At 63.5% G+C, this 25,206-nt stretch carries 24 protein-coding genes; 9 read left to right on the top strand and 15 right to left on the bottom strand.

The features are described from left to right. Window positions 1–2: 2 nt before the first annotated feature. The 6 genes from QQJ84_RS07670 to QQJ84_RS07645 form a co-directional block, all read right to left on the bottom strand. On the bottom strand, window positions 3–1,409 hold the full coding sequence (locus QQJ84_RS07670; protein WP_284257541.1) for an NAD(P)(+) transhydrogenase (Re/Si-specific) subunit beta: 1,407 nt from the start codon (window positions 1,407–1,409) through the stop codon (window positions 3–5). Window positions 1,410–1,421: 12 nt separating this feature from the next. Further along, the gene (locus tag QQJ84_RS07665) at window positions 1,422–1,811 is read right to left on the bottom strand and encodes a proton-translocating transhydrogenase family protein (RefSeq protein ID WP_284257540.1); all 390 of its coding nucleotides are present in this window, start codon (window positions 1,809–1,811) and stop codon (window positions 1,422–1,424) included. A gap of 15 nt (window positions 1,812–1,826) precedes the next feature. Then, entirely contained in the window at window positions 1,827–2,963 is a 1,137-nt protein-coding gene (locus QQJ84_RS07660) for a Re/Si-specific NAD(P)(+) transhydrogenase subunit alpha (RefSeq protein WP_284257539.1), read from the bottom strand. Between the two features lie 137 nt (window positions 2,964–3,100). After that, window positions 3,101–3,799, bottom strand: a complete 699-nt coding sequence (locus tag QQJ84_RS07655; protein WP_284257538.1) for a class I SAM-dependent methyltransferase — start codon at window positions 3,797–3,799, stop codon at window positions 3,101–3,103. A 38-nt stretch (window positions 3,800–3,837) separates the two neighbouring features. After that, window positions 3,838–5,187: an ABC1 kinase family protein gene (locus QQJ84_RS07650; protein ID WP_284257537.1), complete on the bottom strand. Its 1,350-nt coding sequence runs from the start codon at window positions 5,185–5,187 to the stop codon at window positions 3,838–3,840. After that, window positions 5,187–6,995: a M3 family oligoendopeptidase gene (locus QQJ84_RS07645; protein WP_284257536.1), complete on the bottom strand. Its 1,809-nt coding sequence runs from the start codon at window positions 6,993–6,995 to the stop codon at window positions 5,187–5,189. The genes QQJ84_RS07650 and QQJ84_RS07645 overlap by 1 nt, the downstream gene beginning before the upstream one ends. A gap of 161 nt (window positions 6,996–7,156) precedes the next feature. Between QQJ84_RS07645 and QQJ84_RS07640 the strand changes: the two genes are divergently transcribed. Then, on the top strand, window positions 7,157–8,761 hold the full coding sequence (locus tag QQJ84_RS07640) for an APC family permease (protein WP_284257535.1): 1,605 nt from the start codon (window positions 7,157–7,159) through the stop codon (window positions 8,759–8,761). A 24-nt stretch (window positions 8,762–8,785) separates the two neighbouring features. Here QQJ84_RS07640 and QQJ84_RS07635 read toward each other — a convergent pair whose 3' ends face one another. Then, the gene (locus tag QQJ84_RS07635) at window positions 8,786–9,046 is read right to left on the bottom strand and encodes a DUF2312 domain-containing protein (protein ID WP_284257534.1); all 261 of its coding nucleotides are present in this window, start codon (window positions 9,044–9,046) and stop codon (window positions 8,786–8,788) included. A 53-nt stretch (window positions 9,047–9,099) separates the two neighbouring features. Continuing rightward, entirely contained in the window at window positions 9,100–9,420 is a 321-nt protein-coding gene (locus tag QQJ84_RS07630; protein WP_284257533.1) for a DUF1244 domain-containing protein, read from the bottom strand. A 26-nt stretch (window positions 9,421–9,446) separates the two neighbouring features. On the opposite strand from QQJ84_RS07630, the gene QQJ84_RS07625 reads away from it, so the two are divergent. The 3 genes from QQJ84_RS07625 to QQJ84_RS07615 all read left to right on the top strand — a co-directional run bounded on the left by QQJ84_RS07625 (window position 9,447) and on the right by QQJ84_RS07615 (window position 12,740). Then, window positions 9,447–10,565: a glycerate kinase type-2 family protein gene (locus QQJ84_RS07625; RefSeq protein ID WP_284257532.1), complete on the top strand. Its 1,119-nt coding sequence runs from the start codon at window positions 9,447–9,449 to the stop codon at window positions 10,563–10,565. Window positions 10,566–10,572: 7 nt separating this feature from the next. Continuing rightward, the gene (gene pyk, locus QQJ84_RS07620) at window positions 10,573–11,997 is read left to right on the top strand and encodes a pyruvate kinase (RefSeq protein WP_284257531.1); all 1,425 of its coding nucleotides are present in this window, start codon (window positions 10,573–10,575) and stop codon (window positions 11,995–11,997) included. A gap of 164 nt (window positions 11,998–12,161) precedes the next feature. Further along, window positions 12,162–12,740: a hypothetical protein gene (locus QQJ84_RS07615; RefSeq protein WP_284257530.1), complete on the top strand. Its 579-nt coding sequence runs from the start codon at window positions 12,162–12,164 to the stop codon at window positions 12,738–12,740. Window positions 12,741–13,041: 301 nt separating this feature from the next. Here QQJ84_RS07615 and QQJ84_RS07610 read toward each other — a convergent pair whose 3' ends face one another. From QQJ84_RS07610 to QQJ84_RS07595, 4 genes are all read right to left on the bottom strand, one after another. Beyond that, window positions 13,042–14,085 carry an OmpA family protein gene (locus QQJ84_RS07610; RefSeq protein WP_284257529.1) on the bottom strand — a complete coding sequence of 348 codons (1,044 nt, stop codon included), beginning with the start codon at window positions 14,083–14,085 and terminating at the stop codon, window positions 13,042–13,044. A 246-nt stretch (window positions 14,086–14,331) separates the two neighbouring features. Beyond that, a complete protein-coding gene (locus QQJ84_RS07605) occupies window positions 14,332–14,880 on the bottom strand; it encodes a DUF2155 domain-containing protein (protein WP_284257528.1) in 549 nt (182 codons plus the stop codon). Further along, window positions 14,880–15,419: an outer membrane lipid asymmetry maintenance protein MlaD gene (gene mlaD / locus QQJ84_RS07600; RefSeq protein WP_284257527.1), complete on the bottom strand. Its 540-nt coding sequence runs from the start codon at window positions 15,417–15,419 to the stop codon at window positions 14,880–14,882. The genes QQJ84_RS07605 and mlaD overlap by 1 nt, the downstream gene beginning before the upstream one ends. 2 nt (window positions 15,420–15,421) lie before the next feature. Then, a complete protein-coding gene (locus tag QQJ84_RS07595; RefSeq protein WP_284257526.1) occupies window positions 15,422–15,841 on the bottom strand; it encodes an NADH-ubiquinone oxidoreductase subunit NDUFA12 family protein in 420 nt (139 codons plus the stop codon). Between the two features lie 139 nt (window positions 15,842–15,980). Between QQJ84_RS07595 and QQJ84_RS19570 the strand changes: the two genes are divergently transcribed. The 5 genes from QQJ84_RS19570 to pip all read left to right on the top strand — a co-directional run bounded on the left by QQJ84_RS19570 (window position 15,981) and on the right by pip (window position 22,052). Continuing rightward, window positions 15,981–17,492 carry a TSCPD domain-containing protein gene (locus QQJ84_RS19570; protein ID WP_284257525.1) on the top strand — a complete coding sequence of 504 codons (1,512 nt, stop codon included), beginning with the start codon at window positions 15,981–15,983 and terminating at the stop codon, window positions 17,490–17,492. Beyond that, entirely contained in the window at window positions 17,489–17,950 is a 462-nt protein-coding gene (locus QQJ84_RS07585) for a RidA family protein (protein WP_284257524.1), read from the top strand. Before QQJ84_RS19570 ends, QQJ84_RS07585 begins: the two co-directional genes overlap by 4 nt. Before the next feature lie 91 nt (window positions 17,951–18,041). Next, window positions 18,042–19,937, top strand: a complete 1,896-nt coding sequence (locus tag QQJ84_RS07580; RefSeq protein WP_284257523.1) for a polysaccharide biosynthesis protein — start codon at window positions 18,042–18,044, stop codon at window positions 19,935–19,937. 10 nt (window positions 19,938–19,947) lie between these two features. Then, on the top strand, window positions 19,948–21,093 hold the full coding sequence (locus QQJ84_RS07575; protein WP_284257522.1) for a DegT/DnrJ/EryC1/StrS family aminotransferase: 1,146 nt from the start codon (window positions 19,948–19,950) through the stop codon (window positions 21,091–21,093). 8 nt (window positions 21,094–21,101) lie between these two features. Further along, entirely contained in the window at window positions 21,102–22,052 is a 951-nt protein-coding gene (gene pip, locus QQJ84_RS07570) for a prolyl aminopeptidase (RefSeq protein WP_284257521.1), read from the top strand. Window positions 22,053–22,084: 32 nt separating this feature from the next. Here pip and QQJ84_RS07565 read toward each other — a convergent pair whose 3' ends face one another. The 3 genes from QQJ84_RS07565 to QQJ84_RS07555 all read right to left on the bottom strand — a co-directional run. Continuing rightward, entirely contained in the window at window positions 22,085–22,576 is a 492-nt protein-coding gene (locus QQJ84_RS07565; protein ID WP_284257520.1) for a CAP family protein, read from the bottom strand. 305 nt (window positions 22,577–22,881) lie between these two features. Next, window positions 22,882–24,555, bottom strand: coding sequence for a ShlB/FhaC/HecB family hemolysin secretion/activation protein (locus QQJ84_RS07560; RefSeq protein WP_284257519.1), 1,674 nt, complete (start codon window positions 24,553–24,555; stop codon window positions 22,882–22,884). 111 nt (window positions 24,556–24,666) lie between these two features. Continuing rightward, window positions 24,667–25,206: YDG domain-containing protein (locus QQJ84_RS07555; protein WP_284257518.1), on the bottom strand; the 540-nt coding region annotated here is incomplete at its 5' end.

Below are 25,206 nucleotides of genomic sequence, written 5' to 3'. Positions count from 1 at the left end.
CCTCAGTGGTCCAGCGACTGCACGATTTCCTCGGTCATCTTTTTGGCGTCGCCGAAGAGCATCATGGTGTTGTCACGGAAGAAGAGCTCGTTGTCGACGCCGGAGTAGCCGGATGCCATCGAGCGCTTCACGAACAGCACGGTTTTTGCCTTGTCGACTTCCAGGATCGGCATCCCGAAGATCGGGCTGGCCGGGTTGGTTTTCGCGGCCGGGTTGGTCACGTCATTGGCGCCGATGACATACACCACGTCAGCCGAGGCAAACTCGTTGTTGATGGTCTCCAACTCGAACACATCATCATACGAGACACCGGCTTCAGCCAGCAGCACGTTCATGTGGCCGGGCATGCGGCCCGCCACCGGATGGATCGCGTATTTGACCACGATGTTGTCAGCCTTCAGCACGTCCGCCATTTCACGCAGCGCATGCTGCGCCTGGGAGACAGCCATGCCGTAGCCGGGCACGATGATGACCTTGGAGGCGTTCTTCATGATAAAGGCGGCATCCTCGGCGGAACCGATTTTCACCGATTTGTCGCCCGAGGTGGTGCCGGCCACGGCCTCGCCGCCGGCGTTGCCGAAGCCGCCCAGCAGCACGTTGAAGATGCTGCGGTTCATGCCCTTGCACATGATGTAGGACAGGATGGCACCCGAGGAGCCAACCAGCGCGCCGGTGACGATAAGCGCCATGTTGCCGATGGTGAAGCCGATGCCGGCAGCTGCCCAGCCGGAATAGGAGTTCAGCATCGAGACCACGACCGGCATATCGGCGCCGCCGATGGGGATGATGAGCAGGAAGCCCATGAGCAACGCCAGGATCGCCACGGCCGTGAACAGGATTTTGCTGCCGCCGGAGACGATGAACAGCAGGACCAGGATGAACAGCAGGATGCCAAGGCCCAGGTTGAGCTTGTGCTGGCCGCGGAAGGTGATCGGCGTGCCCGACATCAGCGCCTGCAGCTTGGCGAAGGCGATGAGCGAGCCGGTGAAGGTGACGGCGCCGATGGCCAGGCCGAGCGACATTTCCACCAGGCTCTCCAGATGGATATGCCCGGTGGTGCCGATGCCGAAGCTCTGCGGCGCGTTCAGCGCCGAGGCGGCGACGAACACGGCGGCCAGACCGACCAGCGAGTGGAAGGCGGCGACGAGCTGGGGCAGCGCGGTCATTTTAATCCGCAGCGCCGCCACGGTGCCGATGGCGCCGCCGATGGCGACACCGAGCACGATGAGCGCCACGCCGCCCAGCGACATGCCGCTGTGCAGGAGGGTCGCCAAAATGGCGATGCCCATGCCGATGATGCCGAGCTGGTTGCCGCGGCGCGAGGTGGTGGGGTGCGAGAGGCCACGCAGCGCCAGGATAAATAATACCGCGGCGACCAGATAGGCGAAGGAGGTAAGGGACTGGTTCATCTGGCGGGCGCCTTATTTTTTACGGAACATCGAGAGCATGCGGTTGGTCACCACAAAGCCGCCGAAAATATTGACGCTCACCAGCACCACGGCCAGGAAGCCAAAGAGATGCGCGACATTGCTGCCCTGCAGCCCGGTGGCCAGCATGGCGCCGACGATAATGACCGAGGAGATGGCGTTGGTGACGGCCATCAGCGGTGAGTGCAGCGCCGGGGTTACGTTCCACACCACATAATAGCCCACGAAGATCGCCAGCACGAAAATGCTGAACAGATAGACGAACGGGGCAGCGGGCGGCGCATTCTGCGCGGCGACCGCGGCAACCCCGGCGGCGTTTTGCGCGAGCACGGCGGCCTGATGCGCGAGGTCTGCCGCTTGTGCGGCTAAATCGGCTGGTGTCATGGTTTGGCGCCCCCCTTAAGCGGCTGCGGGAATGAAATTCGGGTGGACGATCTGACCGCCCTTGGTCAGCAGCACACCTTTGATGATGTCGTCGGTCTCGGTGAGCTTGGGCGCCTTTGCGTCTTTATCCCAGAAGGTGGTGATGAAGGTGAGCAGGTTGCGCGCGTAGAGCTGGCTGGCGGCGACGGCGATGCGCGAGGGCCAGTTGCGGTGACCGATGATGGTGACGCCATTGGCGGTGGTGATGGTCTCGCCCGGCACGGTGTCGGCGCAGTTGCCGCCGGAATCGGCCGCGAGGTCGATGATGATGCTGCCCGCGCGCATGGCGGCGACCATCTCGGAGGTGACGATCACCGGCGCCTTGCGGCCCTGCACCAGAGCGGTGCAGACGATGATGTCGTTCTTCGCGACGGTGGTGGCCATGAGGTCAGCCTGTTTCTTGCGGAATTCCTCGGACATCTGCCCGGCATAGGGGCCGGTCTGCTTGGCTGACTCTTCGTCATCGACGCCGATATAGGTGGCGCCGAGGGATCTGATCTCCTCCTTGGCGGCGGGGCGGACGTCCGTGCCGGAGACGATGCCGCCGAGGCGGCGCGCGGTGGCGATGGCCTGCAACCCGGCGACGCCGGCGCCGATGACCAGCACGCGGGCGGGCGGCACAGTGCCGGCGGCGGTCATCATCATCGGGAAGCCGCGCGCGAAGGCGCCGGCGGCCTCGATGAGGGCGCGGTAGCCGGAGAGGTTGGCCTGGGATGAGAGCACATCCATGCTCTGGGCGCGGGTGATGCGGGGCATCATCTCCATCGCCACGGCGTCAATCTTCGCGGCGGCCAGGGCTGGGACCAGCTCAGGGTTGCCAAACGTGTTCATGGTGCAGACCAGCAGGGTGCCGGGGGCAACCTGCGTGCGGATTTCCGGCTCGGGCGCCTGCACCGCGAAGAGGATTTCAGCGCCGTTCAACGCGGTTGCGGCATCGGGGGTGATTTGCGCACCCGCGGCGGCGAATTCCTCATCGGAGATCGCGGCGGTCAGCCCGGCGCCTGCTTCAACAGCAACGCTCAGGCCAAGCCCGATCAGTTTTTTGACCGTATCTGGTGTCGCCGCCACACGGGCTTCCCCGGCACGACGTTCTTTCAAAACCGCTAGACGCATGGACCATTCCCTAAAAAACGCAATCGATTGCAGCGCACCATGATGGAGGCCGCGTAATTATTCAAGAGCACCAGCCGCCAGCAGGGGGCGCGGCATGCCCTACCCTGCCGGAAATGTGAGGTATTTTGGCGCGGTCTTTAAAGGATGATGACCGCGACATGGCCTTTTTCGGCGGAAAAACCGAGATAACGATAGTTTAGCCCACTGGCGGCGATGAACTCCTGGAACGCCTTGTATTCATGCGCGCGCCAGCCTGGATAGTTGAAATATTCATCGAACACGATGACCGTGCCACGGCCGATGCGCGAGCGCAGCTGCTCGAAAATGACGGCTGTGCTGATGTAGATGTCGCAATCGACATGGATGAGGGCGCATTGCGCGGGGTTTTCCGCCAGGAAGGGCGCCAGGGTTTTGTCAAACCAGCCGACATGCAGGATGGCGTTGGCGGGGACTTTTGGCAGTTTTCCGCGCAGGGTGAAGGCGCCCGCGGCCTCCTTGGTGCCGCCCCAGTCGCCGGGGAGGCCCTCGAAACTGTCAAATCCATGCACATTGCCGGGGCGCAGGCTGGCGAGGTGGCGCAAGGAGGCGCCCTTTTCGACGCCGAACTCCAGCACCAGCCCCTCGGCCGGGGCGCGCGAGAGGGCGAATTTCAGCAGATCCAGCCGGTCGGGCAGGACCATCGCCTCGCTCATGTTGGCGACGATATAATCCACGGCCTCGCGCTTGGCGTGCAGGCGCAGGTCGATCCATAGATCGTTGGCGTAGAAGGAATGCAGGGTCTTGCGGTAGGCGCGGGCGATGAAGCCCTCGCGCAGGCCGCGTTTAAAAATTGCCATCGACGCCCTCGGTCATGATTGTTGCACGCTCGCTGGTATTACTTGGCCTCCGGCACCCCGGCAATGCGCAAAGCCTCCTGCTGGCGGGCGGCCAGTTGGGCGGGGTCGAAATCATCGACCGTCTCATGGAACAGACGGCTCCAGTTAAGCTCGGCGCGCAGGCGCATGAAAACCGAGCCGAGGCCGATCGCGGAGCGGTCCATGAGGACGAATTCGCGCGGGGGGCGCACGCCGCCCGTGCGCTGCAGGCCCGCATGAACCTTTTGTGCCACCGAACGGCCGAACTGGGTGTCGCCGTCGTCCTGGATCGGGCGGACGCGGTCTTCCACCAGCGGGCCGTAGAGGAATTGCGCCCAGTCATTGAGGATGGTGATCTGCTCATCGGTGATGCCTTTGAAGCCCCAGATGTCGTAGGCGTGGCGGGCGCGCTCGGAGTCGGCGTCGCGTACGGCGGCGTAGAGGTCGAGCACGCCGCCGACGAATTTGGCGGGGAAGACGCGGATGGAGCCGTAATCCAGCAGGTTGAGGCCGCCACTCTCGGAGACCTGGTAGTTGCCCAGATGCGGGTCACCGTGGATGACGCCGTAGCGGTAGAAGGGGATGTACCAGGCGCGGAAGAGCGCGGTGGCGAGCGCGTTGCGCTGCTCCAGGCTCGGCTCGCCCTCCAGCCAGGTTTTCAGCCCCACGCCGTTCAACCATTTCATGGTGAGCAGGCGCGGCGTGGTGTATTGCGCCACCGGCTCGGGGACATTTACGTTGGGGACGCCCGCCAGCATGGCGCGGTAGAGGCGCATCTGCGCGGCCTCGCGCTTGTAGTCCAGCTCCTCGCGCAGGCGCTCGCAGAGTTCGGTGTAGATGTCGTCCTGGATGATGGCGTTATCCATGCGCCGGTAGAGCGCCATGGCCATTTTCACCTGGCGCAGGTCGGCTTCCACGATGTTGGGCATGTCAGGGTATTGCAGCTTGCAGGCGACCTGGGTGCCATCCGGCAGGATAGCCTTGTGGACCTGGCCGAGACTGGCGGCGGCGGCGGCCTCATGGCCGAAGGTCGTGAATTTTTTCTCCCAATCCGGCCCCAGCTCGCTTTGCATGCGCCGGCGCACGAAGGCCCAGCCCATGGGTGGCGCGTTGGCCTGGAGTTCGGCCAGTTGGGCGGCGTATTCGGGGGGCAATGCGTCGGGCACGGTGGAGAGGAACTGGGCCACCTTCATCATCGGGCCCTTGAGGCCGCCGAGCACGGCTTTTAAATCCTGCGCGTGGCGGGCCTGGTCGGTTTTGATGCCGAGCACACGCTCCCCCGCGATGCGCGCGGCGATGCCGCCGACGGCGCCGGAGGTGCGGGCGAAGCGGCCGATGTCGCCGAAAATATTGCCTTCGCGTTCGGCCATCAGGCTTCCAGCTCGTCAATGAACCCGGCGATCACGTCCAGCCCCTTTTGCCAGAATTCGGGGTGGCTGGCGTCCAGGCCGAAGGGGGCGAGAAGCTCCTTGTGGCGCAAGGTGCCGCCGGCTTTGAGCATTTCGGTGTATTTTCCGGCGAAGGCGGTTTTGTCCGCGCTCTCCTGGTAGACAGCGTAGAGGGCGTTCACCAGGCAATCGCCGAAGGCATAGGCATAGACATAAAACGGCGAGTGGATGAAATGCGGGACATAGGCCCAGAAGAGGCGGTATTCCTCAGCGAAGGTGAAGGCCGGGCCGAGGCTCTCGGTCTGCACTTCCAGCCAGATTTCGCCGATCCGGGCGGGGAGCAGCTCGCCGGTGCGGCGTTCGGCGTGAACTTTTAGCTCAAACTGGTAGAAGGCGATCTGGCGGACGACGGTGTTGAGCATGTCCTCCACCTTGCCGGCCAGCATGAAGCGGCGGCGCTGGGGGTCTGACTCGGCATCGAGCAGGGAGCGGAAGGTGAGCATTTCGCCGAAGACGCTGGCGGTTTCGGCCAGGGTCAGGGGCGTGCCGGACATCAGGTAGCCCTGCTCGGCCGCCAAGCGCTGGTGGGCGCCGTGGCCAAGCTCGTGCGCCAGGGTCATCACATCGTGGGTGCGGCCGTGATAATTCATCAGCACATAGGGGTGCGCGGCGGGGATTGTGGGGTGGGCGAAGGCGCCGCCGGATTTGCCGGGGCGCGGGGCCGCGTCGATCCAGCTCTGCTCGAAAAACGGCTCGATCTGCGCGGCCAGGGCGGGGTTGAAGCGAGCGTAGGCGCCGAGCACCATCTCCTTTGCCTCGGGCCAGGGGATGGCACGGTCATCATCGCCGGGGAGCGGGGCGTTGCGGTCCCAGTATTCGAGCTTGTCCAGCCCCAGCCATTTCGCCTTCATGGCGTAATAGCGGTGCGCGAGGCGGGCGTAGGAGGATTTTACCGCCGAACTCAGGGCTTCGACCACCTCGTCCTCAACCATGTTGGAGCGGTTGCGGTAGGAGGCGGGGGTTGGGTAGTGGCGCCAGTTGTCGTCGATCTCCTTGTCCTTGGCCAAGGTGTTGGTGATGAGGGCGAAGAGTTTTTCGTGGCGGCCCATCGCCTCGCCAACCGCCTTGCCGGCGGCCTGGCGGGTGGCGCGCTCAGGGTCTGATAGTTTGTTGAGGGCGGCGGAGAGGGTGAGGTCTTCACCGTTGACCGGCACGCGCATGGCGGCGGTGGTCTCATCGAACAGGCGGCTCCAGGCGGCATGGCCGGTGACGTCTTTTTCCATCAACAGTTTTTCCAGCTCGGCGGAGAGCTGGTGCGGCAGGAAGACCCGCAGATCGCGCAGCCAGGGGGCGTAGCGGGCCAAGGCAGGGTCTTGCTGTTTGGCGGCCAGATCAGCCTCGGGGAGGAGGTTGAGCTCCAGGGTGAAGAACAACAGGGAGGTGTTGATGAGCGTCACGCGCTCGGACATGGTCTGGTAGAATTTGCCGTGGGCGGGGTTGTTGGAATCGGCGGAGAACAGCAACTGCGCGAAGGAGGTGGCGCGGCCGAGGGATTCGGAGATGCGCTCGTATTCATGCACGGCGGCGGCCAGCTCCGCGCCGGAGAGACCAGCGAGGCGGTTTTTGTAGCGGGACTCGAAGGCGGCGGCGGCATCCTGGGCGCTTTGCAGATCGGCGGCGATGCGCGGGTCTTCCAGGCCGGCGTACAGATCGTTGAGGTTCCAGACCGGCAGCGTGCCGCTGCTCGCGGAGAAACCTTCGGGGTGCCGGGCGATCTGTGTTGCGTGCATATAATCCGCTCCTGATGTTGCCCGCAGATGTAGGCGCTAATCGGCCGGCGGCAAAGGTGGAGCGGCGGCGGGGCGCGCCTGCCTCGACGATAATTGCGTGACGCATGGGAAAATCGCGGTTAGACCTTGGTGGATCAACCCATCCCCGGCCAGGAGATTTCATGCCCGCACCCGCTCTGAAACGCGACGCCGGACGTATTGGCCTCTTATTCGCCAGCCTGGGAGGGATGATCGGTTCCGGCTGGCTGTTCGGGGCGATGAACGCTGCGAAAATCGCGGGGCCGGCCTCGCTCATTGCCTGGGTGATCGGCGGCGGGGCGGTGCTCCTGCTGGCTTTTGTGTTTGCCGAGCTTTCCACCATGTTCCCGCAGCCGGGAGCGGTGATTGTGTTCCCGTATCTCTGCTTTGGCCGGCTCTCGGCGCAGGTGATGACCTGGATCAATTTTCTTGCCTATATTTCCGTCCCGCCGGTCGAGGCGGTTTCAGTGATCAATTACAGCAATAATTTTTTCTCCGGCCTGGTCGACCCGGCGAGCGGCATGCTCACCATGAAAGGCTTCGCGGCGGCGGCGGCGCTGATGGTGCTGTTCCTCTGGATCAACCTGCTGGCGATCAGGCTCGTGCTGAAGATCAACAACGCGATTACATGGTGGAAGCTGCTGGTGCCGGCGGGGACCGTGGTTGTCCTGATGTTCGTGCATTTTCGGGCGCGCAATTTCACCCAGTTCGGCTTTGCCCCCACCGGCATGAACGGGGTGCTGGCGGCGGTTTCGGGATCGGGTGTTCTGTTTGCTTATCTGGGATTCCGTCAGGCGATCGAGCTGGCGGGCGAGACCTCCAACCCCAGCCGCAGCCTGCCCTTTGCCATCGTGGGATCGGTCCTTCTGTGCATCCTGCTCTATTGCGGGCTGGAACTGGCATTCATCGGCGCGCTCACCCCCGCCGACCTCGCCAACGGCTGGGCAAAATTGAGCTTTCCTGGGATTTCCGGGCCGTTTGCCGGGCTGGCCAGCGGGCTGGGGCTGACCTGGCTGGCTATCACCTTGTATGCGGATGCCGCGATATCGCCGGGGGGCACCGGGGTCATTTATAACACCACGGCGGCGCGGGTGATCTATGCAACCGCCGATTCCGGGTTCATGCCGCGGCTCTTCACCCAGATCTCGGGCAACGGCGTGCCCGTGACCAGCCTGGCGCTGAGCTTTTTTGCCGGGCTGCTGTTTTTGCTGCCCCTTCCCTCCTGGCGGTTGCTCGTGACCTATATCTCGTCCATCAGCGTCATCGCCTACGGCATTGGCCCGGTGGTTTTGCTTGCCTTCCGCCAAACCCTGCCCGAGGCGCAATACAAGCGCCCCTTCCGCCTTCGTCTGGCCATGGTGTTCGCGCCAATGGCCTTTATCGTTGCGAATCTGGTGGTGTTCTGGGCGGGGGCGGATGTCGCCAACCATTTGCTGGGCGGCCTGCTGCTCATGTTCATGTTTTATTGCGGGCAGCAATTCGCCGTGCAGCGGACGCTGCGCCATCTGGAATGGCGGGGCGCCTGGTGGATGGCGCCTTATTTCGGCGGGCTGTGGTTGATCACCTATCTCGGGCCGGCGCATGGCACCGGCACTTTCTCAAACCTGAGCGGCACGGTTGTGATCAGCGTCTTTAGCCTGGGGATTATCGCCCTGGCGCTGCGCTGCGCCCTGCCCGACCCGCAAGCGGCGAAAGCCAATTACATGCGGACCGATGCCCTGAAAATCCTGACCGTGCCCAAGGCCTGACTGCGCCTTGGGCACGGCGGCGCCTCACATGCCGATGGCGCGGCGGTAAACGTCGAGCAGGGTTTCCTGCTCCTCGATCTCGGCGGGTTCCTGTTTGCGGATGCGGATGAGCTGGCGCAGCACCTTCACATCGAACCCGGCCGACTTCGCTTCGGAGTAGATGTCCTTGATGTCCGAGCCGAGCGCCTTGCGCTCTTCCTCGAGCCGCTCAATCCGGTCGACAATGCTGCGCAGGCGCTCGCCCGCGACATTGGCCGGTTTTTCTTCGGTTGCATCAAGCGCCATGGTATATCCTTCTCAATCGGGAGGGCGGGGATAGAGGGTTAGAACACCCAGCGTCAATGCCCTTCCCCGCTCCCTTGTTTGGCCGCGAAGGTGGCCTGGGCCTGCGGGCTGGCGGGTTTCTGGTGCTGCGCCTGCCAATCCTTGTAGGGCATGCCATAAATAATTTCGCGCGCGGCGGGGTCGGAGAGGGCGATGCCTTGTGCCTCGGCGGCTTCGCGGTACCAGCGCGAGAGGCAGTTGCGGCAGAAGCCGGCGAGATTCATCAGGTCGATATTCTGCACCTGCGGATTGGCGCGCAAATGCGCAACCAGGGCGCGGAAGGCGGCGGCCTCCAGTTTTTCGGTCTGGGCGGGGGTGATCTCCGGTTTGCTCATCCTGTGGCTCCTGGCATAGTGGCGTTGTGGAGCATGATACCGCCAATCGTCTGCGCGCGATATTCCAAGCGGCGATTGCCGCCGCGGACCCGGCGGTGTGTTTGCCTCCGAATCTGCCGCCACCTGGCAAGGGGCGGAACATCGTTATCGGCGCGGGGAAGGCCGCGGCGGCGATGGCGGCGGCGATGGAGAATGCCTGGCCCGAGGGGCAGGCGATAGAGGGCGTTGTCGTGACCCGCTACGGCCATGAACTGCCCACGCGGAAAATCAGGGTGCTGCAGGCGGCGCACCCGGTGCCTGACGCGGCGAGCGAGGCGGCTGCGCGTGAAATCATGGCGGCGGTGCACGGGCTTGGTCCGCAGGATCAGGTGATCGCGCTGATTTCCGGCGGGGCATCGGCGTTGCTCGCACTGCCGGCGGCGGGGGTGACGCTGGAGGATAAGATTCTGGTCAATCAGGCGCTGCTGGCCTCCGGCGCGCCTATTGCGGCGATGAACCGGATTCGCAAACGGCTTTCGGGCATCAAGGGCGGCAGGCTGGCCGCGGCCTGCGCGCCGGCGAAGCTTGTGACGCTGGCGATTTCCGATGTTCCGGGAGATGACCCGGCTGTTATCGGCTCCGGACCGACATGGGTTGAGGGCGCGGATTATCGCCTCATCGCGACGCCGATGATGGCCTTGCAGGCGGCGGCCGGGGCCAGTGGCATGAGGGTGAAAATATTGGGGGACGCGCTGGAGGGGGAAGCCGCGGTGCTTGGGCGCGGCATGGCGGCGCTGGCTCTGGCGGAGCGCGGGCCGGTATTGCTGCTTTCGGGCGGCGAGACCACTGTGACGATCGGGGCGGCAAAGCCCGGGCGCGGCGGGCGCAATATGGAGTTTCTGCTCAGCATGGCGATTGCCTTGGACGGGGCTAAAAATGTTTACGCGCTGGCGGGGGATTCCGATGGAATCGATGGCACCGAGGACGCCGCCGGGGCGATGATCGGCCCGGAGACGCTGGCCCGCGCCCGCGCCCTGGGGCTGGATGCGGCGGGGTTTTTGGCCGCGCACGACAGCTACAGTTTTTTTAAATCGCTTGGTGATCTGATCGTCACCGGGCCGACGTTAACAAATGTCAACGATATTCGCGCTGTAATGATTTTATGAGGTTTACATGACCGAACGCCTGCGCCGCCACCGCCGTACCAAAATCATCGCGACACTGGGGCCGGCGAGCGCCACCCCGGAGATGCTCGCGCAATTATTCGTTGCCGGGGCCGATGTGTTCCGGCTGAATTTTTCGCACGGGAGCCACGACGACCATGCCGCGCGGATCGGGATGATCCGCGCGCTGGAGAAGAAATTTGGCCGCCCCATCGGGATTTTGGCCGATGTGCAGGGGCCGAAGCTGCGGGTGGGGCAGTTTCAGTCCGGGCGGGTGAGCCTGCAGGCGGGGCAGCAGTTCACGCTGGATATGAATGCGGCGCCCGGCGACACGCGGCGGGTCTGCCTGCCGCACCCGGAAATTCTGGGAGCCGCGGAAATCGGCTCTATGCTGTTGCTCGATGATGGCAAATTGCGGCTGCGGGTGCTGCGCAAGCGCGAGGACCATCTGCTCACCGAGGTGTTGAATGGTGGCGTGCTCTCCGACCGCAAGGGGGTGAATATTCCCGACGTGGTGCTGCCGATCCCGGCGCTGACGGCGAAGGATATCGCGGACCTTAATTTCGTGCTGCCGCTGGGGATCGACTATATCGGGCTCTCATTCGTGCAGCGGCCGGAGGATGTGGCGCAGGCGAAAGCGCTGGCGGGCGGGCGGGCGATGGTGATGGCCAAGCTGGAAAAACCGCAGGCGCTGGAAAACCTGGAGGAAATTCTCCGGCTGGCGGATGCGGTGATGGTGGCGCGCGGTGATCTTGGCGTGGAGCTGCCGCCCGAGGATGTGCCCATTGCGCAGAAGCAGATCATCCGCGCGGCGCAGCAGCGGGGGATGCCGGTGGTGGTGGCGACGCAGATGCTTGAGAGCATGATCTCGGCGCCGGCGCCAACGCGCGCGGAAGCCTCAGATGTGGCGACGGCCGTGTATGATGGGGCGGATGCGGTGATGCTCTCGGCAGAGTCGGCCGCCGGGCAGTATCCGCGCGAGGCGGTGAACATGATGGACCGGATTATCGCGCGGGTGGAGCGCGATGCGGACTGGCGGCGCGGGATTGATGCGAAACGCCCGGCACCGGAAAGATCCTCCGCCGACGCGATTGCCGCGGCGGCGGTGCAGGTGGCGCATACCATCGGCGCGCAGGCGATTGTGGCGCTGACGGAGTCCGGTTCCACCGCGTTGCGGGTGGCGCGCGAGAAGCCGGACTGCCCGGTTTTGGGGCTGACCACCACGACTCCCGTGGCGCGGCGGCTGGCGTTAGTGTGGGGGGTGCATGCGGCCATGACCGTGCAGGTGCACTCCATGACCGAGGCCGTGGCGCAGGCGGTGAAAATAACCCGGCTGGAGGGCTTTGCCAAAAAGGGCGAGGAAATCGTGGTGGTGGCCGGGGTGCCGTTTGGGCAGCCGGGAACAACGAATGCGCTGCGGGTGGTGAGCATATAGCCCCGCATTACAAATTCACCATGGGCCGTAAAAATGTTTTAATATGAACGTTTTACACGTCACATTCAGCATGATTTGCGCCTTGGCGGCGCGGGAGTTTCTCTGTATTAATGCATGGAAAACTATTTATACACGTTAATTTGAAGGATTTGACATTGCATTCAATGCGGGCAGCCTCGGGTGTGGGCAAAACGGGTATGGTGATCGGCCTGACGATGCTGACACTGGCGGGCTGCTCCAGACCGGGGGCAGTCGCGGTCATGCAGCCGCCGCCGCCCGCGCCGGTGGGGCATATTTACCCGACCATGGTGGAAATGCCGGTCGTCAGCTCGCACAGAATCAAGATGAGCCGGGCGCAGGTGGAATCCTACCAGCAGGCGTTCAATGTTATCGGGCTGAAATCGGCATTGATGGTCGGCGCGCTCACCTGTGACCAGAGAAGACAGTATGACGTGTTCATGACCACCTTCCAGCCGCATATTCTGGCAGAACAGCATGTCATGGATGGCTATTTCCGCCGCGTGGGCGGACGGGCGGGCCAAAGCCGGGAGGATGATTTCGTGACGCTGCTGGCCAACAACCAGTCCGTCAGCGCCCAGGCGCAAGGCTCCGTTTTTTGTCTGAACAACAGTGCGGAATTCAACGCGGTACTGGCGTTACGCAACACGCAGGAGCTGGATAATTTCGCGTCCAACATGACACCGCAGGCGCCAACCACGGTGGCTTCCGCCGGCGAACCCTGAGCCAATTTCCGTCTGATCCGGGGCAGGCATCCGATCCGGGGCAGGCAAAAGGCAGGTCACAGCGGTTCTGGTAGCGCCAGAATATAAGTTAAGCGCGATCGTTTGAGGTTCGCTCAACCGAGCGAGCCGAAAGCGTGAATCGCCCTCAGAAAAACCGCTAGAGCCTGATCGCACCTAAAGCGATCAGGCTCTAAGCCCCGGCGGGCAACTGCCGGGGCTTTTTTTGTCCGGCGCCAGCCTGCTGAATAAAAAAAACCCCGGCAGTTGCCTGCCGGGGCCGTTATTCTCGAACAAACCGTGGTTAGTTGAGGATGATTTCCACGCGGCGGTTCTGCGGCTCGCGCACGCCCGGGCCGGTCGGCACGAGCAGCTTGGTGTCGCCAAAGCCCTGGGCGGTGATCTCGGAGGCGGGAACGCCGTCCGCCACCAGCTGGGCCGCAACGGCCTTGGCGCGGCGCACGGAGAGGCCCTGGTTGTAAACCGGGGTGCCGGAGGTGTCGGTGTAGCCGTTCACGTCGATCGTCGTGGTGGACTGGGTTTTGCTGTCGGACGCCGCCTGCGCGATGATCTGCGTGGCGCGCGGGGTCAGGCTTGCCTTATCCCAATCAAAGAAGACCAGGTAGGTGCGGGCCGGAGCCGGGGCCGGGGCTGCGGCAACCGGAGCTGCAACCGGGGCAACGGCCGGGGCGGCCGCAGGGGCGTTGAACAGCTGATAGCGCAGGCCGAGCAGGAAGGTGTGGCTCGACTCCTGGCCAAGCTTGAACTTGAGGCCATTCCCTTCGCTATAGTTACGGCTCTCAACCAGCTGGGTGAACTTGTACTCAGCGGTTACGGAAAGACCCGGAACCATCGGCAGCGGATAAGCGGCGCCAGCGATAACGTTATAGGCGAAGCTGCCCCTGTTGCCTCTGACCGCGAAGCCACCGGTTGAACTTCTCAGAGCGGAGTCGAGGTTCTGCCACTGATAGCCGACGCCAGCGCCAACATATGGGAAGATCGGCAGGCCGACGTTCATGTCATACAGCGCGTTGACCATCGGGCCATAAGTATTGAAGCCGCCCGTCACGCGCGGGCCGCCACCGATTTTATGGGCTGTGTTGCGGTAGAAGTCACCATTCAGCTCCACGCGCAGGCCGTTGCCAAAGCCGTAACCGACGGCGGCATCGCCAGCATAGGAAGGACGGGACAGAATTTTGCCGGAACCGGTTGCGTCGCTTGCCGGGATCGGATTGAGAATGCTGGTGCCAGCACCGAGGCTGACATAAGGGCCGGTGACCGGCTGCGCATGGGCCGCGAGCGGCAATGCAAGGCAGGTGGCGGCGGCAAGGGCTAAGCGCAGCTTCATAATCTAAACTCCAAACAAAAATGACGAGACGAACCAAGCCCATTTAGTGACTTCGGGAATGAATCAACAGAGCCAATTCACTTCAAGCTTTAACATTCTGAACCTGTTGTATTTTTAGCACAATTTGCGCGCCGCAACATGAACTAATGTCCAGATTTCAGCCGTCGCGGCATACGAACTTCACGGGGCCTGCAGGTCTCTTCCGCTCGCTGCAAGCGGCATGCGGCCTCAGAGGCGGCAGAAGACTTAAGAACAGCCCATGACGCGGAAAATTTCTCCAGCGTCGCCGACAACGGTTGCGCCGGGCGTGGAGCGGACCATCCAGCCGCGGAACAGCGGCGGGCCGGCGGTGTTGGACAGAGGTTGAACCGTGAGGAAGATCGCGGCGTCGGGCAATTGCCCGGCGGGGCGGTTGACGCAGGACTGCACGGAGATCTGGAGATCACCCACATTCGCCTGCCCCCCGGCCGGGATGGATATCTTGGTTGTACTGCCATCAACTTTATCGAGCACACCGAGTAGCGCGGTCGTGCCAACCACCCAGTTGTTGGGTGTCGCGGGGGCTGCATCCGCCGTACTGGAGTCCGTGGCGGCGGCGGCAGGCACCGGCGGCGGCTGCGTTTGCACAAGGCCGGGCGGCGGCTGCGCCGCGGGCGGGGCCACGGGCGCCGGGCTGGCCAGCGGCGCGGAGACAATGGGCGGTGCAGGCGGCACCACCACGGCATTATCCGTCTGCCCCCAGGCCAGGCTGCCCGCCAGCAATGTAAGAACAGCCGTGGCGGCGCAAAAACGCATTATTTTGCCGCGGCGGGAGAGAGCGCGGCGGGGTTCGCCGGCGGGTTGCTGGCATTGCCCTGGGCCGGCGCGGCCTGTGTGGATGTTTTGCCGGAGGTTCCGCCCATCGAGAAGATGAACTTGCCAAGCAGATCCTCGATGTTGATCGCCGACTGGGTCACGGCGAAGGACTGGCCGGCGGCAAGCATGTTATTTGAGCCGCCTGGCGATACGGAGACGTAATTGCCGCCGAGCAGACCATCGGAGGAGATGGCGGCACTGCTGTCATCGGGAACCTTGATGCCATTGTCGATGACCAGCCGGACGATGGCGGCGTAGGTATTGGGATCGAGCCGCTCATCGGCGACATGGCCGATGACAACGCCGCCAATTTTAACATCCGCGCCGACGGTGAGCCCGCCGATGCTGGCGAATTGCGCCTGCAACGGATAGCCGCCGGTTGTGACGGTTCCGGACGCGCTAAGTGCGTAGACCAGAAACGCCGCCGAAGCGATGATAACGGCAAAGCCGGTAAGCAGTTCGGGAAGCTTACGGGCCATCGTTACTGCCCCGGAGTCCAGGATTCGTAATCAGCCGAGGCCGCCGCGCGCTGGCCGCCCTGATAGTCATGCCCGGCGGGGCGGTAGCTTTCCGCCGTGCCGGTGAGGTTGGGCTGGTGCGGCTTTACCCACGGCCTGGCGCCCGTCTCGGGCAGCGGTTTATCCGTGAGGTGGTGCAGCCAGGCGTGCCAGCGCGGGCCGATCGCGGAAGGGTCGTCAGCGCCGGCATAAACCACCCAGCGGCGGCCGTTGCGGGCGATGCCGTGGGCCGGGCGCTCGAAATAATGATTACCCTGTTCGTCCTGCCCGGCGAGACGGCCATGGCGGAGCGTGTAGAGGATCAGGCCGGGGTTGAAGATAAGCCGGCGCAAACCGCCAAGCTGGCTGATTGAGACTTTGGCAGGCGAAGGGGAGGTGCTCATGCCGCCTGATATAAGTGAAGCGGGCGCCGGGGTCCATCTTGAAGTTGCATGCAGACTATCCACAGTATTTTGTGGCTGGGAGCAAAAATTACCACTATATGCACTTTAACTGGCGCACGGCTCGGCATAGGATGAGGGCATGGGCACTTATAAAACAGATAAATCCTGGCATGGCATAAAACAGGCGGTGTTCGCCGGGCGCGCGGACCCGGATGCGGCGGCGGTGGAAGTGAAGATACCCGCCGCCTGGGGCGCCGTGGCGGCTGATGCGCTGGCTGGAATATTGCCGGACCGGGGCGCGCTGGATATTGCGCTCGCCGCGCAGGCCTGGATTGCACCGGTTGCAGCCCGGGCGGAAACCGCCGGGATTTCATCGGAGCTGGGGGCGCAGCTGCATGCGCTGCTGGCGGCACGGCGGGGCAGCCCCAATGCGAATGTCTGGCAGAATAAATTACCGGGGCAGCCGGGTTTTGTGTTCAACCTGAATGCGTTTGTTGATGAGGCCGGCGTTTTTGACATTACCGGGCTGGGGGCGGCGGTGCGGCTCGCGGTGACGGCGCTGACGCTGGGAACACCCTCGGCGCATCGGCTGAATATCGGGTTCACGGACCTTAACCTGTTCCTGGCGGGACTCGGGGTGGATTATGATTCCACAGCGGCGTGGGACATCGCCGTGATGGTGACGGCGTTCATCGGCGCGCAGGCGGATATTGCCTCGGCGAAATTGCTGGCCCGTGGCGCGGCGCCCGGATATCCGGTGACGGCCGCGGCGCTTCCGGCCGATTGCGTGGTGCCGGGGTTGAAAACGGCAACCTTGGCGGCACAACAGGAGGCTCTGGCGGCGGGTACACGCCGCCATGAGGCGTTGCTGGGCTTTGCCGAGGCGCCGGAGGTGGAGGCGCTGTTGGGCGCCGAAGTGCGCAATTTCGCACCCGCCCTCTCGCCGTTGACTGGTGAGGGGCAACTCAGCCTTTGGGCCCGGGCGCGGCTGGCGGCACAAGGGCTGAGCGCGGAGGCGGCGCTGGTTAAAATGTTGGGCGGTGAATCGCTGTTCGCCCCCATTCGCCCGGCGGCGCATGTTGCCATGCACGACGCGCTGGAGCCTTTGGTGGCGGCAATGCCCGCGCGTCCGGCCGCCCCCATGCCGGCACGCCGGCAATCCAACCGCGAGGCCCTGCCCGCGCGGCGCAGCGGCTATACGCAGAAAGCCAGCGTTGGCGGGCATAAATTATTTATCTCCACCGGCGAGTATGGCAATGGCCGGTTGGGCGAGATTTTCATCGCGCTGCACAAGGAGGGATCGGCCTTCCGCGGCCTGATGGATGCCTTTGCGATCGCGGTGAGCCTCGGGCTGCAGCATGGGGTGAACCTGGAGGATTACGTGGAGGCATTCACCTTCACGCGCTTTGGTCCCGCCGGGGCGGTGGAAGGCGATCCGGCGGTGCCGCAGGCGACCTCGATGATCGATTATGTGTTCCGCAATCTCGCGGTGAATTATCTGGGGCAGACCAATTTGGCCCCGGCGACGCCCGAGGCCAGCGATACCGTGGGCGATGGCGCGGCTGACCGCGCACCGCTGCTGCCGCTTGACCTTCCCGCCCCTGCCCCGCGCGAACGGCGCAAAAACCTTAAACTGGTGAGCAACGCATGAACGTGATTGAACGACTGGCGGCGCTTGGCATTACTCTGCCCAAGCCGATGCCGCCCGTGGCGACTTATGTGCCGGTGAGCATTGCCGGCAACCTTGTGACCGTGAGCGGGCAACTGCCCGCCATTGACGGCAAGGTGGCGGTGACGGGAAAGCTCGGATTGAATGTCTCGATCGAGGAGGGGCAGCACGCGGCGCGGCTCTGCCTGATTAATGTGCTGGCGCAGCTTGAAACGGCGCTGCCAGGTGGCTTGGCCAGCATTGCCAAGGTGGTCCGGCTTGGCGGCTTCATTGCCGCGACGCCGGAATTCTCGCAGCATGCCGTTGTGATGAACGGTGCATCCGATCTGGCCGTGGCAGCCTTTGGCGAGGCTGGGCGCCATGCGCGCTCGACCGTTGGCGTCGCGTCGTTGCCGCTGGATGCGGCGGTTGAGGTCGAAGGGATTTTCTGGCTCGGCTGAGAGCATGCCGCCGGACCGGGATGTTTTAAATCCGCACGGCTGATCTTGCTTATGGATCAACGGCGGTTTCCGCGGGTATAAGGCTGCAACCATGAGTCAGCACAGCTCCTCACGTCTCCCGGTCCGCATGGCAGTGAACATTCTCCTGGACGGCGTGCTGGCGGCCCTCGCCGTGGGTTTTAGTTTCTGGCTGGCCAACCCGGCTTCCCCCGTTCCGCAACCGCATACCCTGCCGCTCGGCGGCGCCGTGGCGATCTGGCTGATTGGGGTGCCGCTCGGGCTTCCCCGGCTGCATTGGCGGTTTATTTCCTTCCGTGATCTGGCGGTGATCGGCGCTGCCGGCGCGGTGACGGCGGTGATGCTGGTGCTGCTGATGGTGGGTTCGGGCATCCCCCTGCCCTCGCCGGCTTTTCCGGTCATATTGGCACTTGCCCTGGTGGTTTTTCTGGTTTCGCCGAAATTTCTGTACCGGCTCGCACGTATCCCCAGCTCTGAGCGCCGGACAGCGGCGCAGAGGGCGGTTCTGGTGGGGGATGCGCCAAGTGCTGAATTGTTTTTGACGGCGCATCACCAGGCTGCCGCGTCACCCTACCGGGTGATTGGGGTGATCTCGCTCTCAGCCCGGCATATGGGGCAGCGTCTGCACGGGCTGGACGTTTTCGCCACCGTGGAGAAGGCCGAGGCGGCGCTGGCCAGGCTGGAACAAAAGCCTGACCTGCTGATTATCACCTCGGGCGGGCTGGCGGGTGACAGGCTGGCGGGATTGCTGGCGGTTGCCGCGCGGAGCGGCATAAGGGTGTTGCGGGCTCCCAGCCTGACCCGGCTGGCGCCGGCGGAACAAAAGCTTGAATTACAGCCGATCGCGATTGAGGATTTGCTGAACCGCCAGCAAGTGCGGCCGGACCGTTCGGGCATGGCCCGGCTGATCGCGGGCAGGCGCGTGCTGGTGACGGGTGCGGGGGGGAGTATTGGCGCGGAACTCGCGCGCCAGGTGGCGGGCTTTGCGCCGGCGGAAATTCTGCTGCTGGACAATGGCGAGTATGCGCTTTGGCAGATTGATCTGGAGCTGGCGGAGCTGGCCCCGGAGGTGGCGCGGCACGCGGTTATCGGCGATGTGCGCGATGCGGCGCGGATGACGGCGTTATGCAAAAAATTCCGGCCCGAGCTGGTGTTCCACGCCGCCGCGCTGAAACATGTGCCGATCGTGGAAGCAAACCCGCTGGAGGGGCTGGAGACCAATGTGCTCGGCACAAGGGCGGTGGCTGATGCCGCTGCCGCCAGCGGTGCGGCGTTGATGGTGCTGATCTCGACCGACAAGGCGGTTAACCCCAGCTCGGTGATGGGGGCGAGCAAGCGGCTGGCGGAAATGTATTGCCAAGGGTTGAACCTGGAGGCACGGCGCGGCGGTAGCCAGAGGATGCGCTGCGTGACGGTGCGGTTCGGTAATGTGCTGGGCTCCACCGGCTCTGTGGTGCCGCTGTTCCGCCGGCAACTGGCGCAGGGCGGACCGCTGACGGTGACGCATCCCGAAATGCAGCGCTACTTCATGACCGTGCGCGAAGCCGTGGAATTGGTGCTTCAGGCCTCTGTGGCGGGGAACGGCGAAACCACGCTCCCCGGTGGCGGGATTTTTGTGCTGGACATGGGGGCGCCCGTGAAAATCGTGGATCTGGCGCGGCAGATGATCCGGCTTGCCGGATTGCGGCCGGATGTGGATGTGGCGATCCGCTATACCGGGCTGCGGGCGGGAGAGAAGTTATTCGAGGAGTTGTTCCATGGCGGCGAACAAGCGGAGCCCACGGGCCATGAGGGATTGTTGATGGCCAGCCCGCGCGTGAGCGATGTGCGGCTGGTCGCGGCGGCGATAAGGGATATTGAAGCGGCTTGCGTGGCGGCCGACGAGGCCGCGGCGCTGGCGGCGCTGGCGCGGATGGTGCCTGAATTTGTACCGGCGGGAGGTCTCGCCGTTTTTAGTCCGGCGAGCTAGGGTTGGTATTATGAACAGTGATGATTTTCCGCCGATCCCGTTTCTCGATTTGAAGGCGCAGCAGGCGCGCATTGGCCCCGGCCTGCGCGCCAGGCTGGATGCGGTGCTGGCGCACGGACAGTATATTCTGGGGCCGGAGGTGAGCGAACTGGAGGCCCGGCTGGCGGCGTTTTGCGGCGCGGCGCATTGCGTGACGGTGAGTTCGGGCACCGATGCGTTGCAGATTGCGATGATGGCCGAGGGAATCGGGCGCGGCGATGCGGTGTTTCTGCCCGCCTTCACCTACACCGCGACCGCCGAGGTGCCGCTGCTGCTGGGCGCCACGCCGGTGTTTGTGGATGTTGATCCACATACATTCCAGATTGATGTAGCGGGGCTGAAGGCGCGGATCGCCGATGTGAAGCGTGGCGGCACGTTGCGGCCGCGGGCCATTGTCGGCGTGGATTTGTTCGGGCAACCGGCGGATTGGGACGCAATCCGCGCCATCGCCACACGTGAAGGGCTGTTTACGCTGGATGACTGCGCGCAGAGCTTCGGCGCGGCGCTGAAAGGCGAGCGCCTGGGCCGGGCAGCGGATGCCACGGCGACCAGCTTTTTCCCCTCCAAGCCGCTCGGCGCTTATGGCGATGGCGGCGCGCTGTTTACGGAGTCGGCGGAGCGCGCGGCGCTGTTCCGCTCATTGCGCACGCATGGCGAGGGCACCACGCGCTATGAGGTGATGCGCATCGGCATGAACGGCCGGCTGGATACGATGCAGGCGGCCGTGTTGCTGGCGAAGCTGGAAGTGTTCGAGGGCGAAATCGCGCGCCGTGAGCAGATCGCCGGGATTTATGACAAGGCGCTGGCGGATGTCCTCAAAATTCCATCGCGGGTGGCGCAGAGCGTAAGCGCCTGGGCTGTGTATTCGGTGTTGCTGCGCGACGAGGCGGAACGCGAAACGGCGAAGGCGGCGCTGCAGGCGGCGGGGATTGGGCATGCGGTGTATTATCCGCGCGCGCTGCATCAGCAGCCGGCCTATGCCTCCTGCCATGATGGCGTGCCGCTGCCGGTGGCCGAAGGGCTGGGGCGGCGGATTTTGGCGCTGCCGATCCACCCGGATTTAAGCGACGCACAAGCAGCCCGGGTGGCGGCGGTGCTGCGCGCCGCGCTGGTTTAGGGCTGGCCATGCCGCGCGGTGATTTGTTCCCCGAGATCGGCCCTTATCAGAGCGGGTATCTGCCCCTCTCCGACGGGCATGTGATGTATTGGGAACAGGTGGGCAACCCGCTCGGCAAGCCCGTGTTGTTTCTGCACGGCGGGCCGGGTGCGGGTGCGGGGACGGTGCATCGCCGGTTTTTTGACCCGAACGTGTGGCGGGTGATTATTTTTGACCAGCGCGGGGCGGGCAGATCAACGCCGCTGGGTAGCCTGGTGGCCAATACCACGCCGCATCTGGTGGCTGACATTGAGGTGTTGCGGAGGTTTTTAGGCATCGAGCGCTGGCTGCTGTTTGGCGGCTCATGGGGCTCGACGCTGGCGCTGGCTTATGCGCAGGCGCATCCCGAGGCAGTAACGGGCGCGGTATTGCGTGGAATTTTTCTTGGCCGGGCGATGGAGGTGGAGTGGTTTCTGCATGGCATGGCGCGTGTGTTCCCCGAGGCGCATGCGGCGTTTTCGCAGTTTCTGCCTGAGCATGAACGGGGAGATTTGCTGGCCAGCTATTTGCGGCGATTGACCGATCCCGACCCGCTGATCCACGGGCCCGCAGCGCGGAGCTGGAGTATTTATGAGGGGTCGTGCTCAACGCTGCTGCCCAGTTTTGAAGCCGTATCGGCTTTTGCGCAGGACCGCTCGGCCCTTGGGCTGGCGCGAATCGAGGCGCATTATTTTGTAAATGATCTGTTTCTGCCTGAGGGTGGATTACTCGGCCAAATGGAAAAATTGCGGGAGATTCCTGGCGAGATCGTGCAAGGGCGCTATGACATGATTTGCCCGGCGCAGTCGGCGTTTGAACTGACGGCGGCATGGCCCCGCGCCCGGCTGACCATGGTGCCCGATGCCGGACATTCGGCCCTGGAGCCAGGGGTGCGGACCGTTTTGATCGCAGCACTGGAACGCTGCCGGACGCTGGCGTAGATTTTTGATTTTTGCGATGAATGTAACAGGACCTAATAGGCCCGCTCACCCATGACATTCCCAACGGGGCTGTAATCACAAACCAGAACCTCGCGCCCATAATTCTCCGCGAACCCGCACCCGACCGCGGTTGTCGCCCTCCAGACCATTTGGCTGTAATGGCCCACATCCATCCAGTTTCCGGTGGTGGAGATGCTGGGGAAGATGCCATCCGTGAAATCTGCCTGCTCACGGCCCCAGAGATCAACCAGCTGCGTGACCGTCTGCGTGCCGTCTTCCGCCATGGCCAGATTTTGCCCTGATCCGCTATGCTGGAGCACGCCCGTCTCGGCCAGATGATCAGCCCATTGCTGCGCCTGCACCGCCAGCGGGCCTGACCAGCGCAACGGCGGAAGACCAACGCTCGCCCGGTAGGCATTATGGGCAGCCAGCACATCGGCCGGGGTGCCCAAATCTTCCTGGGCTTGGGCCGGCACGCCGAGAGATAGGATGCAAAACGCAATGGCGAGGGAGAGTGTCTTCATTGAATCCTCTTTGGGGTCTGCCGAGGGGCGGCGCAAGCCGGGTCCGCAGGCCAGATAACGCGGCGATATGGCGCAGATATGGCGGCGTAGCGCATGCGTTGAGACACCTCCGGCACAAATATCCTACTGCCGTCCGTCATTGATTGGCCGTGTCGCCCCGAGAGCCTGACCGCTTTAAGTGCGATCAGGCTCTCGCTATTTTTCTGAGGGCGATTCGCGCTTTCGGCTCGCTCGGTTGAGCGAACCTCAAACGATCGCACTCGAGTGGTGCCGGGACTGTGGGGACACGACCTTGGCGCGTAACCTCAGAAGCTGTAATTGATCAGGAACCAGATTTGTCCGCCATGTGTTGAGAGCCCGGCGGGATTTGCCGGACCGGCCTGATGGACATACACGATCTGCCCGTGCCAATTTTTTAGGTCGTAGGTGAGTTCGCCGCCAACCCCCATTTCTGTGATGCGATTGGCGCCAGCATACCCGGCATAGACATTGTGGTTAACCCAAACAGCCCCGGTCTGGGCCAGGATGGATGCCTGGAGCTGGCCGGGAATATGGGACGGCAGCAGCAGCGCGTGGCTGAGATGCACATCGGCCAGATACCCTGCATCACCGCCACCCTCACCCACCGGATAACTCATGACGCCATACGGTCCGCCGAGATAAAGCTGTTGCGAGCTATCCAGATTTTTGCTGGCGATCTGAGCCGTCAGCGAGGGCGTAAGGGTAAAACCGTAGGAGATGGACTGTGTCCGCATGATTTGTAGCAGCGCGGTCTCGAAATTTCCTCGAGCTTTTGGCCCCAAGGCGTCCGTCGCTTTTGCCTGGGCATCTCCGATGGCGAGGTTTCCCTGCGTGATGGCAAGGCTGGCCGTGGTGATGCCCTGCCAATGATCGCTTTCGACTCCGCTGAGGGTCACGCGTTCGAGCGTGATGGATTGTTTGGAAGCTGAACCGACGCTGAGGGTCTTCTGCCCCAGCCAGTTCTGCAACACATCGAAGCGGAGGTTCAACGCCCGCCCAGGACGCAGGATCAGCGGATAGCTCAGGTCTGCGCCGAGCTGGTTTGCGTGTCCGCGTTGGAGCAGGGAGGTGAAGCTGCCGCCGAGATGGTAGTCGGTGTAAGAACCATAAACGCCCAGACGCAGCCCATTCCAGATGTAGGGCGAATTGAGGTTGAAGCCACCCGCCTTCAAATGCCCTCCGGGTGCGTACATGCCGTTGAACGCGATAGAGCTACCATAGCCAAATGGGTCGTTAACGCTGGTGTCAAAACCCACCACATAGCTGCCGGTGTAACGGTTGCCGTAGTTGCTGGTGTAAACATCCCCTGAGACGAGGTCCTCATCGGCGACATTCACCTGCAGGGTGCTGGTGCGAGGTTGCGCACCAGGCACCAGAACGCCGTTCACCTTTACGCCCGGCGTCTGGTCAAGCAGCAGCAACCCACGATCCAGCGGCGCTTGCGCGACCGGCGTGCCGGGGGTTATGCCGAGGGTACGCTTGGCAACATCCACACGCAGACGCGCGTGGCCAAGAATTTGCACGGCATCATAATTCGGCTCCACGATGCCGATATGGATCACGCCATCGCGTATCTGCTGCGCCGGGAGATACGCATAGGCCAGAGGGTACCCATGCGCCTGATAGGCACTGGTGATACGTGCCACATAATCGCGCAATTCCCCCAAGGTCAGGCTCTGCCCTTCGGCCGGCTGCACCAGCGCGTGCAACAGCGCGGCCGGCAGAAGCTTATTGCCATCAATGACCAGCGTCTTGACCGGAATCTTGAGATTTGAAGACTCCGCCTGCGCCTGCGGGGCCGGCAAGGATAACACCGCGGGCGGTGGTGTCATCGCCGGTGCGGGTGGCATGGCCTGCTGCATAATCGCGCCCGTCGTCGGCGCAGGCGCCGCGTAGCTGTGGCCCATGGGAATGACGGTCATAGCCGTGGTGAGGGTCAGCGCGGATATTTGCGCCATGCGCAACCGGATTCGCTTGGGCTTCGAAACCAAACCATACATCTTATGAGAGTCCTTTTACTTGAATCACCCGACCGGGATCAGAACGTTTTTGTTCGTCAATTTCGAGGCTTAAGATGTGCGGTTTTTCTTCCATAACCGGTCGTTGCTCTGCACGACGTATGGCGAGATCACCGTCGAACTCGTGCCGCCGCTCGTCCCGGCACCGTTCACGCCGCCCTGTGTCACGCCGAGCGTAACGGCAGAGAGACCACCGCTCACCAGGCCAAGCGGGTTAATCGCCCCCGTGGCGAGAGAGGTGTTCGTTTGCGTTAACACTCCAGTCTGTTCAACAGCGGTCGGTGCTGCCATCGGCGCAAGGATCGTCGCAAAAAGACCGGCCGGCTCGTTCAGCACATAATTGCGCGCGCTGGCGCCGCCGAGTGTGTCATTCACGATAATCGGTACCTGCGCGCCAGGGGTGATACTGCCAAAAACAGCACTTTGCGCGAGGGTGACGACGTCATTCGGGACAACCCCAACCAGCGTTCCGCCGCTTACCGTGGCTGACACAGTCCCATCAAACAGCTTATTGGCGATGGTGGTGCCCGTTACCGTCAGCGCCGCCGGGGCGATGTTCACCGGGGCCAGCGTGGGCTGGATCAGCATGTA

The sequence above is a fragment of the Acidocella aquatica genome, from assembly GCF_030160635.1.
GTDB classification, from domain to species: Bacteria; Pseudomonadota; Alphaproteobacteria; order Acetobacterales; family Acetobacteraceae; genus Acidocella; species Acidocella aquatica.
This window is presented reverse-complemented; position numbering and strand designations above follow the sequence as displayed.

Coding starts and splice junctions, on each gene's coding strand:
- QQJ84_RS07660 (WP_284257539.1), bottom strand. CDS start 2,963: ATGCGTCTAGCGGTTTTGAAAGAACGTCGTGCCGGGGAAGCCCGTGTG.
- QQJ84_RS07605 (WP_284257528.1), bottom strand. CDS start 14,880: ATGCGTTTTTGCGCCGCCACGGCTGTTCTTACATTGCTGGCGGGCAGC.
- QQJ84_RS19570 (WP_284257525.1), top strand. CDS start 15,981: ATGGGCACTTATAAAACAGATAAATCCTGGCATGGCATAAAACAGGCG.
- QQJ84_RS07565 (WP_284257520.1), bottom strand. CDS start 22,576: ATGAAGACACTCTCCCTCGCCATTGCGTTTTGCATCCTATCTCTCGGC.
- QQJ84_RS07665 (WP_284257540.1), bottom strand. CDS start 1,811: ATGACACCAGCCGATTTAGCCGCACAAGCGGCAGACCTCGCGCATCAG.
- QQJ84_RS07650 (WP_284257537.1), bottom strand. CDS start 5,187: ATGGCCGAACGCGAAGGCAATATTTTCGGCGACATCGGCCGCTTCGCC.
- QQJ84_RS07575 (WP_284257522.1), top strand. CDS start 19,948: ATGAACAGTGATGATTTTCCGCCGATCCCGTTTCTCGATTTGAAGGCG.
- QQJ84_RS07645 (WP_284257536.1), bottom strand. CDS start 6,995: ATGCACGCAACACAGATCGCCCGGCACCCCGAAGGTTTCTCCGCGAGC.
- QQJ84_RS07560 (WP_284257519.1), bottom strand. CDS start 24,555: ATGGCGCAAATATCCGCGCTGACCCTCACCACGGCTATGACCGTCATT.
- QQJ84_RS07670 (WP_284257541.1), bottom strand. CDS start 1,409: ATGAACCAGTCCCTTACCTCCTTCGCCTATCTGGTCGCCGCGGTATTA.
- QQJ84_RS07580 (WP_284257523.1), top strand. CDS start 18,042: ATGAGTCAGCACAGCTCCTCACGTCTCCCGGTCCGCATGGCAGTGAAC.
- QQJ84_RS07615 (WP_284257530.1), top strand. CDS start 12,162: ATGCGGGCAGCCTCGGGTGTGGGCAAAACGGGTATGGTGATCGGCCTG.
- QQJ84_RS07655 (WP_284257538.1), bottom strand. CDS start 3,799: ATGGCAATTTTTAAACGCGGCCTGCGCGAGGGCTTCATCGCCCGCGCC.
- pip (WP_284257521.1), top strand. CDS start 21,102: ATGCCGCGCGGTGATTTGTTCCCCGAGATCGGCCCTTATCAGAGCGGG.
- pyk (WP_284257531.1), top strand. CDS start 10,573: ATGACCGAACGCCTGCGCCGCCACCGCCGTACCAAAATCATCGCGACA.
- QQJ84_RS07585 (WP_284257524.1), top strand. CDS start 17,489: ATGAACGTGATTGAACGACTGGCGGCGCTTGGCATTACTCTGCCCAAG.
- QQJ84_RS07595 (WP_284257526.1), bottom strand. CDS start 15,841: ATGAGCACCTCCCCTTCGCCTGCCAAAGTCTCAATCAGCCAGCTTGGC.
- QQJ84_RS07630 (WP_284257533.1), bottom strand. CDS start 9,420: ATGAGCAAACCGGAGATCACCCCCGCCCAGACCGAAAAACTGGAGGCC.
- QQJ84_RS07610 (WP_284257529.1), bottom strand. CDS start 14,085: ATGAAGCTGCGCTTAGCCCTTGCCGCCGCCACCTGCCTTGCATTGCCG.
- QQJ84_RS07640 (WP_284257535.1), top strand. CDS start 7,157: ATGCCCGCACCCGCTCTGAAACGCGACGCCGGACGTATTGGCCTCTTA.
- QQJ84_RS07635 (WP_284257534.1), bottom strand. CDS start 9,046: ATGGCGCTTGATGCAACCGAAGAAAAACCGGCCAATGTCGCGGGCGAG.
- mlaD (WP_284257527.1), bottom strand. CDS start 15,419: ATGGCCCGTAAGCTTCCCGAACTGCTTACCGGCTTTGCCGTTATCATC.